A 13,008-nucleotide genomic window follows, 5' to 3' on the forward strand; every position below is an offset into this window, starting at 1 on the left:
GTCCTCAAGAGCTTCCTACACCGCACCGACGAACGGCGCCCCGCGGAATCGACACCCGGCGGACGGACCTTCTCAGCCCGCCATCCCGTGGCCTTGGCCCAGGACGCCGTACGGGTCGTGGACGCCCTTGGCGCGGGCCAGGCCGTCCCACCCGTCGCCGTAGTGCGCACGCCAGTCGTCCGGGCTCATCGGCAGCGCGTTGACCGGATAGGCGACGGCCCCGCGTGCCCGCGCGAACGCGTACGCGCCGCGGTTGGCGGCCACCATCGGGCCTGCCGCGCCCGGCTCGGCCGTGCGCAGCAGGGCGAGCAGGAAGACGACCTCGCCGCGCGGGCGACGGAACAGCGGGGCCCGCAGGGCGCGGGTGAGCAGGGGATAGAGCAGGACCAGGCCGTTCTCGCGCAGGTCCCGGAAGCCGGGGTCGGTGAGCACGCCCGTCACGACGGACGCCGTGGTGTCCTCGGGGAGCAGCAGGTTCAGCCAGGGGTGCGGATGCCGCCACTCGCCGGTCTCGCGCAGCAGTTCCTCGTCGGCGGCGACCCGGTGCGCGAACTCGGCGTGCCCGAGGTCCGTGACCTCGGCCGAGTCGAAGGCGAGGTCCGCGAGGAGGGTCCGGTCGTCGGGCGGGGTCCGGTCCCGGTGCGGGGCCACCGCCTCGATCACGTAGGTCCACTCGTCCACGGTGCCCTCGACCGGGCGGGCCTGGCCTTCGAGGTGGTCGAAGCGCGGGGCGGTCGCGAGCAGGCGCTGGTCGGCGAGGTAGGTGTCGAGCGAGCGGTAGGACAGGCAGTAGCGGCGCACCGTGGCGGGCGCGGGCGACAGCCTGAGCGTGGCACGGACGATCACGGCCACCTGGCCGAGGCCGGCGAGGACGGTGTCGAAGAGGTCGCGGTGCCGCTCCGGCGAGCAGAGCAGGTGCCCGCCGGCGCCGGTCACCACCTCCAGCTCCAGCACCGAGTCGGCGACCAGACCGTGCCGGTGACTCGCGCCGCCCAGGCCGCCGGCGCTCAGCACCCCGCCGACGCCGGCACCGAGGTAGTCGGTGAGGACGGGCGGGGTGAGGCCGTGCGGCCCGGTCGCCGCCAGCACGTCCCGCCACAGTGCCCCGGCCCCCACCGTCACCCGGTCGCCGGTGACCGGACCGACCGCGTCGAGCGCTGACAGGTCCAGGACGATCCCGCCGGGCGCCTGTCCCTGGCCGTACAGCGAGTGCCCGCCGGCCCGCGCCGCGACCGGGATCCCGCGCGGGCCCGCGTACTCCAGCGCCTCCCTGATCTCGGCCGCGGACCGGGGCCGCAGCACGCCCAGCGGTGGCCGGCGCACCAGGTGGCCGAAGTCGTCGGCCGCCTCGGCGAGGGCGTCCGGGCGGGTGTCCAGCAACTCCGCGACTCGCGCGGCGACTCGGTCCGACGGCGTCACGCGGCACGCTCCCCTGGGGCATCGGTCGACACGGGCGGGGACCATCCTCGCGCCGGGAGCCCGCGGCCGTGTGAGGTTTCCCGCATGGACGCCGGAGCGTCACGACGGGTTTACTTCCCGGGATTCGGGAGATCCGCGTGTCCGGAGTACCGCCCGGGTACCGCCGCCGTGCACCTCTCCCTCACGGAGCCCCGCGCACGGCCCCCTTCGCTCTCCGGAGCGCACGTCGTGTGAGAGGTGTTCTGGTCTGTCCGGCTCCCGCGATACAGCAGCCACGGTCGACGCGCCGCCCGCCAGGGCGGCGGACCGGACCCAGGTCCGGTCCGCCGCCGTGCGGAGCGGACCGGAAACCCGCAACGGACCGCCCGCCGTCCGCCGCGACGCCTACTTCGACAACGCGAAGTACCTGGCGATCGTGCTGGTGGCGGTGGGGCACGCCTGGGAGCCGCTGCGCTCGGACAGCCGTACCGTCACCGCGCTGTACACGTTCGTCTACGCCTTCCACATGCCGGCGTTCATCATCATCTCCGGCTACTTCTCGCGCAGTTTCGACGCCAGCCCCGCCCGGATCAAACGGCTGGTCACCGGGGTCGCCGTGCCCTACGTGGTGTTCGAGGTCGCCTACACCCTCTTCACCCGCTGGAGCGACCACGCCCCCGACCGCGAGATCAGCCTGCTGGACCCGCTCTACCTGACCTGGTTCCTGGCGGCCCTGTTCATCTGGCGGCTGACCACGCCGATCTGGCGGCTCGTTCGATGGCCGCTGCCGGTCGCGCTCGCCGTCGCCGCGCTGGCGAGCCTGACGCCGTCCATCGGCAGCGACTTCGACCTGCAGCGCGTCCTGCAGTTCCTGCCCTACTTCGTGCTCGGCCTGTGCCTGCGGCCGGAGCACTTCGGCCTGCTGCGCCGGTGGAGCGTGCGGCTGGTCGCCGTCCCCGTCGCCCTGTGCGCGCTCGCCGTGGCGTACTGGTCGGCGCCCCACCTGGGCTACCGCTGGTTCTTCCACCGGGACAGCGCCCAGCAGCTCGGCCTTCCCGCCTGGTACGGGCCCGTCATGACCTTCGCCGTCTTCGGCTGCTCGCTGGTGCTGGCGGCCTGCTTCCTGGCCTGGGTGCCGGGCCGCCGCACCTGGTTCACCGCTCTCGGCGCCGGCACGCTCTACGGCTACCTGCTGCACGGCTTCGTCGCGCAGAGCGCCAAGCCCGCCCACTGGTACGACCCCGCCTGGATGCACGGCCCGCTGGGCGCGGTGACGGTCACCCTCGGCGCCGCCGCGGTGGTCACGCTGCTGTGCACGCCCCCGGTGCGCCGGGTCTTCCGGTTCGTGCTGGAGCCCAGGATGGACTGGGCGTTCCGGGCACGCGCGGAGCGCGCGGTCCACGACGGCGGGCGAAACGCCGCGGGGGTGCTTTCCGGACGACGCTGATGCGGTAAACATGCCGCATCATGGACATTCTGCTCGCCGTCGGCTCCGTCAACAGCTTCTCCCCGCGGGGGTGCCACGCACCGCCCTCGGGTGAGCCGGCGCCCCCGGGCGGCCCCGGCGAGGCAAGCGGCTGCGCCGCGGCGCGGGACGGCGTCCGGTGACGCGGCTGCTGGTCGCGGGCGTCGGCAACATCTTCCTCGGCGACGACTCCTTCGGCCCCGAGGTGATCCGGGCCCTGGACCGGCACCCGCTGCCTCCCGAGGTACCGGTCCGGGACTACGGGATCCGCGGCATGGACCTCGCCTACACCCTGCTCGACGGCTGGACGGTCGCCGTGCTCGTGGACGCCGCCGCCCGCGGCCTGCCGCCGGGCACGCTCTCGCTGATCGAGCCCGAACTCCCGGCCGGCGCCCCGGCGGCCCCGCCCGAGGCGCACGGCATGGACCCGGCGAAGGTGCTCGCCCTCGCCGCCCACCTCGGCGACGAACCCCTGCCGCGCGTCCTGGTGCTCGCCTGCGAGCCCGGCCGGCTGCCCCGCGGCGACGAGGACATCGCCCCCGGCCTGAGCGAGCCGGTGCGGGCGGCGGTCGGCCAGGCAGTCCGAGCGCTGCACGTCCTGGTCCCGGCCCTGCTCGCCGATCCCCGGGCCACACCCGCGTTGGCCCGCCCGGAGGAATCCGCGGGCCCCGCCGCGGCCGGGCTCCCGCACCCGGCGGCCACCGGCGCGGAGGATCGCTAGCGGACCGGGGCCGGACCCGTCCGGTCCGGCGGTTCCACGGCACCCCAGCGATCGAGGAGCACCCATGTGTCAGTCCGAGGAGGTCACCCGGGCCGTCCTGGCGAGGAACGACGACCTGGCCGCCGGCCTGCGTGACGACCTGGCCGCGCGCGGGGTGAGCGTGGTGAACCTGCTCTCCAGCCCCGGCAGCGGGAAGACCGAACTGCTCGGCCGGGTGCTGGCCCGGGCGCTGGAACGGCACGTGCCCGTCGCCGCGTTCACCGCCGACCTCGCCACCGAGAACGACGCCAGGCGCCTGGCCCTCTCCGGGGCGCCGGTGAAGCAGCTGCTCACCGACGGGCTGTGCCACCTGGAGGCCCGGCAGGTGCGCGGCCACCTGGAGGGCTGGCTGCCCGAGGACACCGCGCTGCTCTTCGTGGAGAACGTCGGCAACCTCGTCTGCCCGGCCTCCTACGATCTCGGTGAACGGCTGCGGATCGTGCTGATGGCGGTGACCGAGGGCGAGGACAAGCCCGCGAAGTACCCCACCGCCTTCGGCTCCGCGCACCTGGTCGTCCTCACCAAGACCGACCTCGCCGGGCCGGCCGGCTTCGACGAGACCGCCTTCGCCGACCAGGTGCGGCGGGTCAACCCCGGGGTGGAGATCATCCGTTCCTGCGCCCGCACCGGTGAGGGCGTCGACACCGTCCTGGACCGGGTCCTCGCGGTACGGGACGGCGCTCCCGCGCACCGGCCGCCCCTGGCCCCGCACCCGCACGTGCACGCGCCCAGCGCCCCGTGACGGCGCCCACGGCGACGGACGTCCGCCGGCGCGTCACCGTGCACGGGACCGTGCAGGGCGTCGGCTTCCGCCCGTACGTCCACCGCCTCGCCGCCGGTCTCGGGCTCACCGGGTTCGTCGGCAACACGGCGAACGGCGTGGTCATCGAGGTCGAGGGGACGGCGGCCGGCGTCGAGCGGTTCTGCGGGCTGCTCGCCGCCGAACCGCCGCCGCTGGCCACGGTGACCGCCGTCGCCGTCGAGGACCTGCCCGCCACCGGCGCGGACCCCGGCTTCACCATCCGCGCCACCGAGCACGCCGCCGCGGGCCGCACCCTGCTCCCGGCCGACACCGCCACCTGCGCCGACTGCCTGCGCGAGCTGGCCGACCCGGCCGACCGACGGCACCGCCACCCCTTCATCAACTGCACCCACTGCGGTCCCCGCTTCACCATCGCCAACGCCATGCCCTACGACCGCGGGGCCACCACGATGTCCGGCTTCCCGCTGTGCCCGCGGTGCGCCCACGAGTACGACGCCCCGGCCGACCGCCGCTTCCACGCCCAGCCCGTGGCCTGCCCCGACTGCGGACCCCGGCTGCGGCTGGTACCCGCCGCGGGCAGCGGAGTGCGAGCCGCTCGCGACGGTGACGCCCTCTCACGGGCGCGAGAGCTGCTCGCGGCGGGGCGGATCGTCGCCGTGAAGGGCGTCGGCGGCTACCACCTGGCCTGCGACGCCGGCAACGCCCGGGCCGTCGAGACGCTGCGCACCCGCAAGGCGCGCGGCGACAAGCCGTTCGCCGTGATGTGCGCGGACCTCGCGGAGGCCGAGCGGATCGCCGTCGTCGGGGCCGCCGAACGCGCCGCGCTCACCGGACCCCGCCGCCCCATCGTCCTGCTCCGCCCCCGCGACGGCGCCCGTCCCGCCCCCGGCGTCTGCCCCGGCAGCCCGCACCTCGGCGTGATGCTGCCCTACACCCCGGTCCACACCCTCCTGTTCGGGCTGCCCGGCGACCCGCCCGGCCCCCGCGTCCTGGTCATGACCAGCGGCAACCGGTCGGGCGAACCGATCGTCACCGACGACGACGAGGCGCTCACCCGGCTGTTCGGCCTGGCCGACGCCTGGCTCGCCCACGACCGGCCCATCGCCTCGCCCTGCGACGACTCCCTGCTGCGGGTGCGCACCGACGGCACCGAACAGGTCCTGCGCCGCTCCCGCGGCTACGTGCCCAGCCCGCTGCGCCTGCCCGTCCCGGTACGGCCCGCGCTCGCGGTGGGCGGCGACCTCAAGAACGCGCTCTGCGTCGGCGAGGGCGAACTGGCCTGGTTCGGACCGCACATCGGCGACATGGGCGACCTGGCGACACTGGAGGCCGCCGTCCGCGTGGAACGCCACCTGCACCGGCTCACCGGGGTCCGCCCCGAACTCGTCGCCGCCGACCGCCACCCCGGCTACCACGCGTCCGCCTGGGCCCGCCGCCGCGCCGCCCGGCTCCCGCTGGACCGGCCGGTGTTCGTCCAGCACCACCACGCCCATGTCGCCGCCGCCATGGCCGAGGCCGGACTCGACGGCACCACCCCGGTCATCGGCGTCGCCTTCGACGGCACCGGCTACGGCGACGACGGCACCGTGTGGGGCGGCGAGGTGCTGGTCGCCGACTACAGCGGCTACCGGCGCCTGGCCCACCTCGCGCCTGCCCCGCTCCCCGGCGGGGACGCCGGGGTCGCCAACCCGTGCCGGACGGCGCTGGCCAGACTCTGGGCCGCCGGCCTGCCCTGGGACCAGGACCTGCCCAGCGTCGCCGCCTGCTCACCGGACGAACTCGGCCTCCTGGCGAAGCAGTTGCCCAGCCAGGTCGGCTGCGTGGCCACCTCCAGCATGGGCCGGCTCTTCGACGCGGTGTCCTCCCTCGCCGGCGTCTGCCACCGCGCCGGTTACGAGGCGCAGGCCGCCGTGGAGCTGGAGGCACAGGCCTGCGTGGCCTGGGACGACGACACGGCCGCCCATCCGTTCGGCGACCGGTTCGACCCGGCCCCGGCGCTGCGCGCGATCATCGCCGACCTGCGGCGCGGCACCCCGGTGCCGGTGATCGCGGCCCGCTTCCACCGCGGGGTCGCCCGGACCGTCCTCGGCCTGTGCCGCGGCGTGCGCCGGGACACCGGCCTGGCCACCGTCGCCCTCACCGGCGGCGTCTTCGCCAACGCGCTTCTGGAGCAGGCCGCCGCCGACCTGCTGCGGGACGACGGATTCACGGTCCTGCGGCACCGCGAGGTCCCGCCGAACGACGGCGGGCTCGCCCTCGGCCAGCTGATGGTCGCGGCCCGGGGACGACGACCCGACGACGGACGACGTACGGCAATCAGCGACGAGACGGAGTGACCCATGTGTTTGGCAGTGCCCGGCAGAGTCGTGAGCATCGACGCCACCGCCGATCCGCTCACCGGCATGATCGACTTCGGTGGCGTGCAGAAGCAGGCGTGTCTGGAGTACGTCTCCGACGTCCGCGTCGGTGAGTACGTCATCGTCCACGTGGGCTTCGCCCTGCAGAAGCTCGACGAGGAGTCGGCTCTGGCCTCCCTCCGGCTCTTCGAGGAACTGGGCCTGCTGGAGGAGGAGTTCGGCGACGCGTGGCAGCAGGCCGCCCGGCAGGCCGAGGAGAAGGAGGCCCGGTGAAGTACCTCGACGAGTTCAACGACCCGCAGCTGGCCCGCCGGCTGCTGGACGGGATCCGGTCCGCCGTCACCCGGCCCTGGGCCCTGATGGAGGTGTGCGGCGGCCAGACCCACTCGATCATCCGGCACGGCATCGACCAGCTGCTGCCCGACGAGGTGGAGCTGATCCACGGCCCGGGCTGCCCGGTCTGCGTGACCCCGCTGGAATGCATCGACAAGGCACTGGAGATCGCGGCCCGCCCCGGAGTGATCTTCTGCTCCTTCGGGGACATGCTGCGGGTGCCCGGCACCGACCGGGACCTGTTCCGGGTCAAGGGCGAGGGCGGTGACGTCCGGGTGGTGTACTCGCCGCTGGACGCGCTGCAGCTGGCCCGGCGCCACCCCGACCGCCAGGTGGTGTTCTTCGCCATCGGCTTCGAGACGACCGCGCCCGCCAACGCCATGGCCGTCCACCAGGCCAGGCGCCTGGGCCTGACCAACTTCAGCCTCCTGGTCTCCCACGTGCGGGTCCCCCCGGCCATCGAGGCGATCATGACCGCGCCCGAGTGCCGGGTGCAGGGCTTCCTGGCCGCCGGACACGTGTGCAGCGTGATGGGCATGAGCGAGTACCCGGAACTGGCCGCACGCCACCGGGTCCCGGTCGTCGTCACCGGCTTCGAACCCCTCGACATCCTGGAGGGCATCCGCCGCACGGTCCTCCAGCTGGAGCGCGGCGAGCACCGGGTGGAGAACGCCTACGCCCGCGCCGTGCGCGAGGACGGCAACCCGGCGGCCATCCGCATGATCGAGGAGGTCTTCGAGGTCACCGACCGCTCCTGGCGGGGCATCGGCCCCATTCCGGCCAGCGGCTGGCGGCTCTCCGAGGCCTACCGGGGATTCGACGCCGAGCACCGCTTCGACGTCACCGGCATCCGCACCGAGGAACCCGCCGAGTGCCGGGCCGGAGAGGTCCTGCAAGGGCTCATCAAGCCCACGGAGTGCGCGGCCTTCGGGACCACGTGCACCCCGCGCACCCCGCTCGGCGCCACCATGGTCTCCAGCGAGGGCGCCTGCGCCGCCTACTACCTGTACCGCCGGATGTCCGAACCGGCGCCCGCGCGCGAGGAGATGAACCCCGTTGGCTGAACCGACCGTCGTCGACCCGGCGAACTGGAGCTGCCCGGCGCCGATCCGCGACCAGCCGGTCGTGGTGATGGGCCATGGCGGCGGTGGCGCCCTCTCCGCCGAACTCATCGAGCAGATCTTCGTCCCCGCCTACGGCAACGCCCTGCTGGCCGGGATGACCGACGCGGCGGTCCTCCAGCTCGGCGGCGCCCGGCTGGCGTTCTCCACCGACTCCTACGTGGTGCGGCCGCTGTTCTTCCCCGGCGGCTGTCTCGGCGACCTCGCGGTCAACGGCACGGTCAACGACCTGGCGATGAGCGGCGCGCGGCCCGCCTATCTGTCCGCCGCGTTCGTCCTGGAGGAGGGCGTGGAGCTGGCCGTCGTCGAGCGGGTCGCACGCGCGATGGGCGCGGCCGCCGAGACGGCCGGGGTCACCATCGCCACCGGTGACACCAAGGTGGTCGAGTCCGGGCACGGCGACGGCGTGTACGTCACCACCGCGGGCGTCGGCCTGGTCCCCGAGCGCGTCGACATCCGGCCGCAGCGGGCCAGGCCCGGTGACGCGGTCATCGTCAGCGGGCCGATCGGGCTGCACGGGGTGGCCGTGCTGAGCGTGCGCGAGGGCCTGGAGTTCGGTGTCGAGATCGCCAGCGACACCGCCCCGCTGGCCGACCTGGTCGCCACCATGCTGGACGTCACCCCGGACGTCCACGTCCTGCGCGACCCCACCCGCGGTGGCCTGGCCGCCTCGCTCAACGAGATCGCCCGCGCCTCGCGCACCGGGGTGCGGCTGACCGAGCGGGCCGTCCCGGTACCGGACGAGGTCGCCAACGCCTGCGGGTTCCTCGGGCTCGACCCGCTCTACGTGGCCAACGAGGGCCGGCTCGTGGCCTTCGTCCCGCCCGGCGAGGCCGACGCCGTCCTGGCGGCGATGCGGGCCCATCCGCAGGGGGCGGGCGCGACCCGGATCGGCGAGTGCGTGGCCGAGCATCCCGGGATGGTCGTGGTGGCCACCGGACTGGGCGGCACCCGGGTCGTGGACCTGCCGCTCGGCGAGCAGCTGCCGCGCATCTGCTGAAGACCGGTGTCCGCGCGCGGTGCCCCGGGACCGGCCGGGGCACCGCGCGGGCTCACTCCACCGCGGTGATCTCCAGTTCGCGGCCACTGCGCAGCTCGTTGCTGGGCCGGTCGCACACCGGGCACCAGAAGAACGGCGGCATGCCGAGAGCGAACTCCTCGCCGCACGGCCCGCACCAGGCCCGGCCGGGCACCTGCTCCACCACCAGCCGGGCCGCGGCCAGCGCGGTGCCGTCGCGGGCCATCTCGAAGGCGAAGTCGAGGGCGTCGGGGACCACCCCGGACAGCTCGCCGACCCGGACGGTCACGGCGGAGACGCGGTCCGCCCCGTCCGCCCGGGCCCACGCGTCGGCCTGCTCCACGATCGCGGTCGCGATCGACAGTTCGTGCACGGCCGGCTCACGGATACCGGTGACCGGCACGCAGACCGCCCGCGATCCGCCAGATCTTCATCTCGCGCATGATCGAGGGCAGCTCCGTGACGAGCAGCGCCAGCGCGAGCGCGCCCACGACGGCGATCTCGGCCGTCAGCACGCGCTGCGCGGCGGTTCCGGTTCTCTTTCGCTGGACCTTCATGGGGAGAACTCCCTGTTCTGTGTCATCCCGGAGGGATGTTCGGCATGACGTCCAGCAGGGTGTCGTGCCGCTTCCAGTGGATGCCGGTGGAGCGCCGCGCGTCGGCGGTGCCGTCCGGGTGGTGCCCTGGCTGGGTGGTGTGCGGCCCCTGGTTGCCCTGGTGCAGACCGCGTACGTGGGAGGGCGTGTCGGGCCTCGCCTGCGGTCGGCCGACTCGGATGCTTCCCATGGGGTTTCTCCTTCCTGTGCTGCCGTTCCTCAAGGCCGCTCGGTGAGCTCCTCGAAGAAGCGCTCCACGGCCGGCCACATCCGCCCGCCGCCGGACAGGCCGCGCCACTCCCGGCGGACCACGGCGAGCATGCGGAAGCAGTCGTCGACCGGGACGATCCAGTGGTGCTCAAGGCCGTGCACGGTGTTGACCAGCAGTGCCTCGACGTCCGGGGCCAGGCCGGCCAGCGGCGGGCAGCCGGCGGCCGCGCGCTGCCAGGCCGCCGCGTCCACCTCCCAGCGCATGGCACCCGCCGGGCTCGGCCCCTCGGCGGTGACCGAGCCGTCGGCGCGCGGGACGAAGAAGACCAGGCCGACCGGGACCCCCAGCGTCGCCGTGTCCACCTTCGGGAGCCGGACGCGGCGGGTCGGGATCAGCCGGAACTGCGCGTCGCCGCCTTGTCCCGGCCGTCCGCGCTCTCCGGGGAACAGCAGCGAGCACGGCCGGCAGGCGCAGCGCACCTCGCCCTGCCCGATGTCGTACAGGTGCGGGTGGTCCTCGGGCACCGGGGCGGCGCACAGGTCGCACACCTCCGCCTCCGACGCCGGCCGGTGGTCGGCGGCGGAGCGGATGAGGCGGGCCAGGGCTCCGTCGGTGCTCACCGTGTCTCCTGCGGCCGGCGCAGCGACGCGAGGGGCACGAAGGCGGGGGCCGGGTCCTCGGGCAGCGGCTGCACGTCCGCCAGCTCGGGGGCCGCGGCGAGCACCGCCTCGCGGACCGCGTCGGCCACCTCCGTGGTACCTCCGCCGCACCCGGAGCCGCAACCGCCGCCCGTGGTCAGCCGCACCCGGCCCACCTGGCCCTCCAGGCCGGCCCACTCGACGTCGCCGCCGCGTTCGCGCACGGCCGGGCGCAGCCGCTCGACCGCACGCGCCGCCCGCCGCTCGGGCGGCTCGGGGTGCACGTCGTGCAGGACCATGAGGTGGTCGAGGAGTTCGTCGTCGAGGAGGCGCCCGGTCAGCTCCGCGTCCGCGCCGTCCAGGACGCGGGCGAGCGCCTCGCCGTAGACCTCGGTGAGCAGGCGCACCGCCTCGACGGCCGGTCCGGTGGCCGGGCCGGGCGTGGACTCCAGGCGTTCGAGCAGCGTGTCGAGGCGGGCCAGCCGGGCCTCGACCGCCGCTCCGTCCAGCCGCCCGGGGTCAGCCATGGTTCGCCCCGTACGTCGGCGAGTGCGTGACGCTGAGCGTCTTGCCCTTGCCGGTGTACATGTGCACACCGCACGGCAGGCACGGGTCGAAGCTGCGGACCGTGCGCATGATGTCGACGCCCTTGAAGTCGTCCGGACCGTTCTCCTCGAAGATCGGCTGGCCCTGGACGGCGTCCTCGTAGGGGCCGGGGGTGCCGAACTTGTCGCGGGGGCTGGCGTTCCACGGGGTCGGCGGGTACGGGTGGTAGTTGGCGATCTTCTTGTCCTTGATGACCAGGTGGTGGGAGAGGACACCGCGCACGGCCTCGTGGAAGCCGCAGCCGATCGCCTCGTCCGGCACCTCGAAGTCCTCGAACACCTTGGTGTCGCCGGACCGCACCAGGCCCATCGCCTCGTCCAGGAACTGCAGGGCCATGGCCGCCGCGTAGGCGACGAAGTACGGCCGGGCGCGGTCGCGTTCGAGGGTGTTGGACCACTTCGGGATCTTCCACTCCAGCGTGGTCTCCGGCAGGGACTCGCCCTTGGGCAGCGAGATCCGCACGCTGGTGCCGGTGGCCTTGATGTACGGCGTGTCGACGATGCCGCTCAGCGCGGTCGACCAGAGCCGGGCCAGCGGGCCGCCGCCGGTGTCGAGCGCCAGATGGTCGCCGGTGCGCTGGTCGAACCAGCGCGGGCTCATCACCCAGCTGTAGTTGGCGTCGAAGTCCCGCTTCTGCGGCACCGGGAGGGTGGTCTGGTTCCACGGGTGGCGCATGTCGACGGGGTTGCCGAGCGGGTCGTGGGTGACGAACGGGTCCTCGTTCACCCAGTCCTCGTAGAACGAGCTGCCGAGCATGATCCTGAGGCCCAGGTTGATGTCGACCAGGTTGTTGGTGACCAGTTCGCCGTCGACCACGATGCCGGGGGTGACGTACATCGCCTTGCCCCAGCGGTCCATGTTCTCGTACCGGTAGTCGCAGACCTTCGGGTCCTGCCAGGCGCCCCAGCAGCCCAGCAGGATCCGGCGCTTGCCGACCTCCTCGTAGCCGGGCAGCGCCTCGTAGAAGAAGTCGAAGACGTCGTCGTTCATGGCGACGGCCTTCTTCACGAAGTCGATGACGTGCATCAGCCGGCTGAGGTAGTCGGTGAACGCGGTCGGCGACGGCATGGTGCCGACACCGCCCGGATACAGCGTGGAGGGGTGGACGTGCCGGCCCTCCATCAGGCAGAACATCTCGCGGGTGGTCCGGGAGACCTTCAGGGCCTCCTTGTAGACCTCGCCCTCGAAGGGGTTGAAGGCCTTCATGATGTCCGCGATGGTCCGGTACCCGTGGATGTCGCCGCGCGGCGCGGCGGTCTTCTGCGCGCGGGCCAGGACGCTCGGGTTGGTGGCCTTGACCATCTGCTCGCAGAAGTCCACGAAGACCAGGTTGTCCTGGAAGATCGTGTGGTCGAACATGTACTCGGCCGCCTCGCCGAGGTTGACGATGTGCTCGGCCAGCGGCGGCGGCTTCACCCCGTACGCCATCTGCTGTGCGTAGTCGGAGCACGTGGTGTGGTTGTCGCCGCAGATCCCGCAGATCCGCGAGGTGATGAAGCCCGCGTCGCGCGGGTCCTTGCCCTTCATGAAGACGGAGTAGCCGCGGAAGAGGGAGGAGGTGCTGTGACACTCCACCACCTCCCGGTTGGCGAAGTCGATCTTCGTGTAGATGCCCAGGTTTCCGATGATCCGGGTGATCGGATCCCAGGACATGTCCACGATCTGCGCGGGCTTGCGCCCTGCCTGCCGGGCCTCGGTTGTCATCGGCGTCGCTGACCTTTGCTGTGGGGGACGTGGGGAGG

At 73.7% G+C, this 13,008-nt stretch carries 14 protein-coding genes; 7 read left to right on the plus strand and 7 right to left on the minus strand.

Annotated features, from left to right (window positions below; all coding sequences use genetic code 11):
• Positions 1-72: 72 nt before the first annotated feature.
• Positions 73-1,419, minus strand: coding sequence for an FAD-binding protein (locus ACIRQ9_RS14010; protein WP_404171473.1), 1,347 nt, complete (start codon positions 1,417-1,419; stop codon positions 73-75).
• Between the two features lie 331 nt (positions 1,420-1,750).
• On the opposite strand from ACIRQ9_RS14010, the gene ACIRQ9_RS14015 reads away from it, so the two are divergent.
• The 7 genes from ACIRQ9_RS14015 (at position 1,751) to hypE (ending at position 9,197) form a co-directional block, all read left to right on the plus strand.
• The gene (locus ACIRQ9_RS14015; RefSeq protein ID WP_404171476.1) at positions 1,751-2,845 is read left to right on the plus strand and encodes an acyltransferase family protein; all 1,095 of its coding nucleotides are present in this window, start codon (positions 1,751-1,753) and stop codon (positions 2,843-2,845) included.
• A gap of 157 nt (positions 2,846-3,002) precedes the next feature.
• On the plus strand, positions 3,003-3,584 hold the full coding sequence (locus ACIRQ9_RS14020; protein WP_404171479.1) for a hydrogenase maturation protease: 582 nt from the start codon (positions 3,003-3,005) through the stop codon (positions 3,582-3,584).
• 64 nt (positions 3,585-3,648) lie between these two features.
• On the plus strand, positions 3,649-4,365 hold the full coding sequence (gene hypB, locus ACIRQ9_RS14025; RefSeq protein WP_404171481.1) for a hydrogenase nickel incorporation protein HypB: 717 nt from the start codon (positions 3,649-3,651) through the stop codon (positions 4,363-4,365).
• Positions 4,362-6,722 (plus strand): carbamoyltransferase HypF, encoded by a 2,361-nt coding sequence (gene hypF / locus ACIRQ9_RS14030; RefSeq protein ID WP_404171484.1) that lies wholly within the window; start codon positions 4,362-4,364, stop codon positions 6,720-6,722. The genes hypB and hypF overlap by 4 nt, the downstream gene beginning before the upstream one ends.
• Positions 6,723-6,725: 3 nt before the next feature.
• Positions 6,726-7,016 carry a HypC/HybG/HupF family hydrogenase formation chaperone gene (locus tag ACIRQ9_RS14035; protein ID WP_351936011.1) on the plus strand — a complete coding sequence of 97 codons (291 nt, stop codon included), beginning with the start codon at positions 6,726-6,728 and terminating at the stop codon, positions 7,014-7,016.
• Entirely contained in the window at positions 7,013-8,140 is a 1,128-nt protein-coding gene (hypD, locus tag ACIRQ9_RS14040; protein WP_404171488.1) for a hydrogenase formation protein HypD, read from the plus strand. Before ACIRQ9_RS14035 ends, hypD begins: the two co-directional genes overlap by 4 nt.
• 67 nt (positions 8,141-8,207) lie before the next feature.
• Entirely contained in the window at positions 8,208-9,197 is a 990-nt protein-coding gene (hypE, locus tag ACIRQ9_RS14045; protein WP_404171755.1) for a hydrogenase expression/formation protein HypE, read from the plus strand.
• A gap of 52 nt (positions 9,198-9,249) precedes the next feature.
• Here hypE and hypA read toward each other — a convergent pair whose 3' ends face one another.
• From hypA to ACIRQ9_RS14075, 6 genes are read right to left on the minus strand one after another with little or no spacing between them, the layout of a single operon-like run.
• Positions 9,250-9,588 carry a hydrogenase maturation nickel metallochaperone HypA gene (hypA, locus tag ACIRQ9_RS14050; RefSeq protein ID WP_404171758.1) on the minus strand — a complete coding sequence of 113 codons (339 nt, stop codon included), beginning with the start codon at positions 9,586-9,588 and terminating at the stop codon, positions 9,250-9,252.
• A gap of 7 nt (positions 9,589-9,595) precedes the next feature.
• Positions 9,596-9,772 carry a hypothetical protein gene (locus ACIRQ9_RS14055; RefSeq protein WP_404171491.1) on the minus strand — a complete coding sequence of 59 codons (177 nt, stop codon included), beginning with the start codon at positions 9,770-9,772 and terminating at the stop codon, positions 9,596-9,598.
• Positions 9,773-9,794: 22 nt separating this feature from the next.
• Positions 9,795-10,001, minus strand: coding sequence for a hypothetical protein (locus ACIRQ9_RS14060; protein WP_404171494.1), 207 nt, complete (start codon positions 9,999-10,001; stop codon positions 9,795-9,797).
• A 29-nt stretch (positions 10,002-10,030) separates the two neighbouring features.
• Positions 10,031-10,642, minus strand: coding sequence for a DUF5947 family protein (locus ACIRQ9_RS14065; RefSeq protein ID WP_404171497.1), 612 nt, complete (start codon positions 10,640-10,642; stop codon positions 10,031-10,033).
• Positions 10,639-11,187, minus strand: coding sequence for a NifU family protein (locus ACIRQ9_RS14070; RefSeq protein ID WP_404171500.1), 549 nt, complete (start codon positions 11,185-11,187; stop codon positions 10,639-10,641). The genes ACIRQ9_RS14065 and ACIRQ9_RS14070 overlap by 4 nt, the downstream gene beginning before the upstream one ends.
• A complete protein-coding gene (locus tag ACIRQ9_RS14075) occupies positions 11,180-12,970 on the minus strand; it encodes a nickel-dependent hydrogenase large subunit (RefSeq protein ID WP_404171503.1) in 1,791 nt (596 codons plus the stop codon). Before ACIRQ9_RS14075 ends, ACIRQ9_RS14070 begins: the two co-directional genes overlap by 8 nt.
• Positions 12,971-13,008: the final 38 nt, after the last annotated feature.

Origin of the sequence: Streptomyces sp. NPDC101237, from assembly GCF_044767465.1 — a bacterium.
GTDB classification, from domain to species: Bacteria; Actinomycetota; Actinomycetes; order Streptomycetales; family Streptomycetaceae; genus Streptomyces; species Streptomyces gramineus.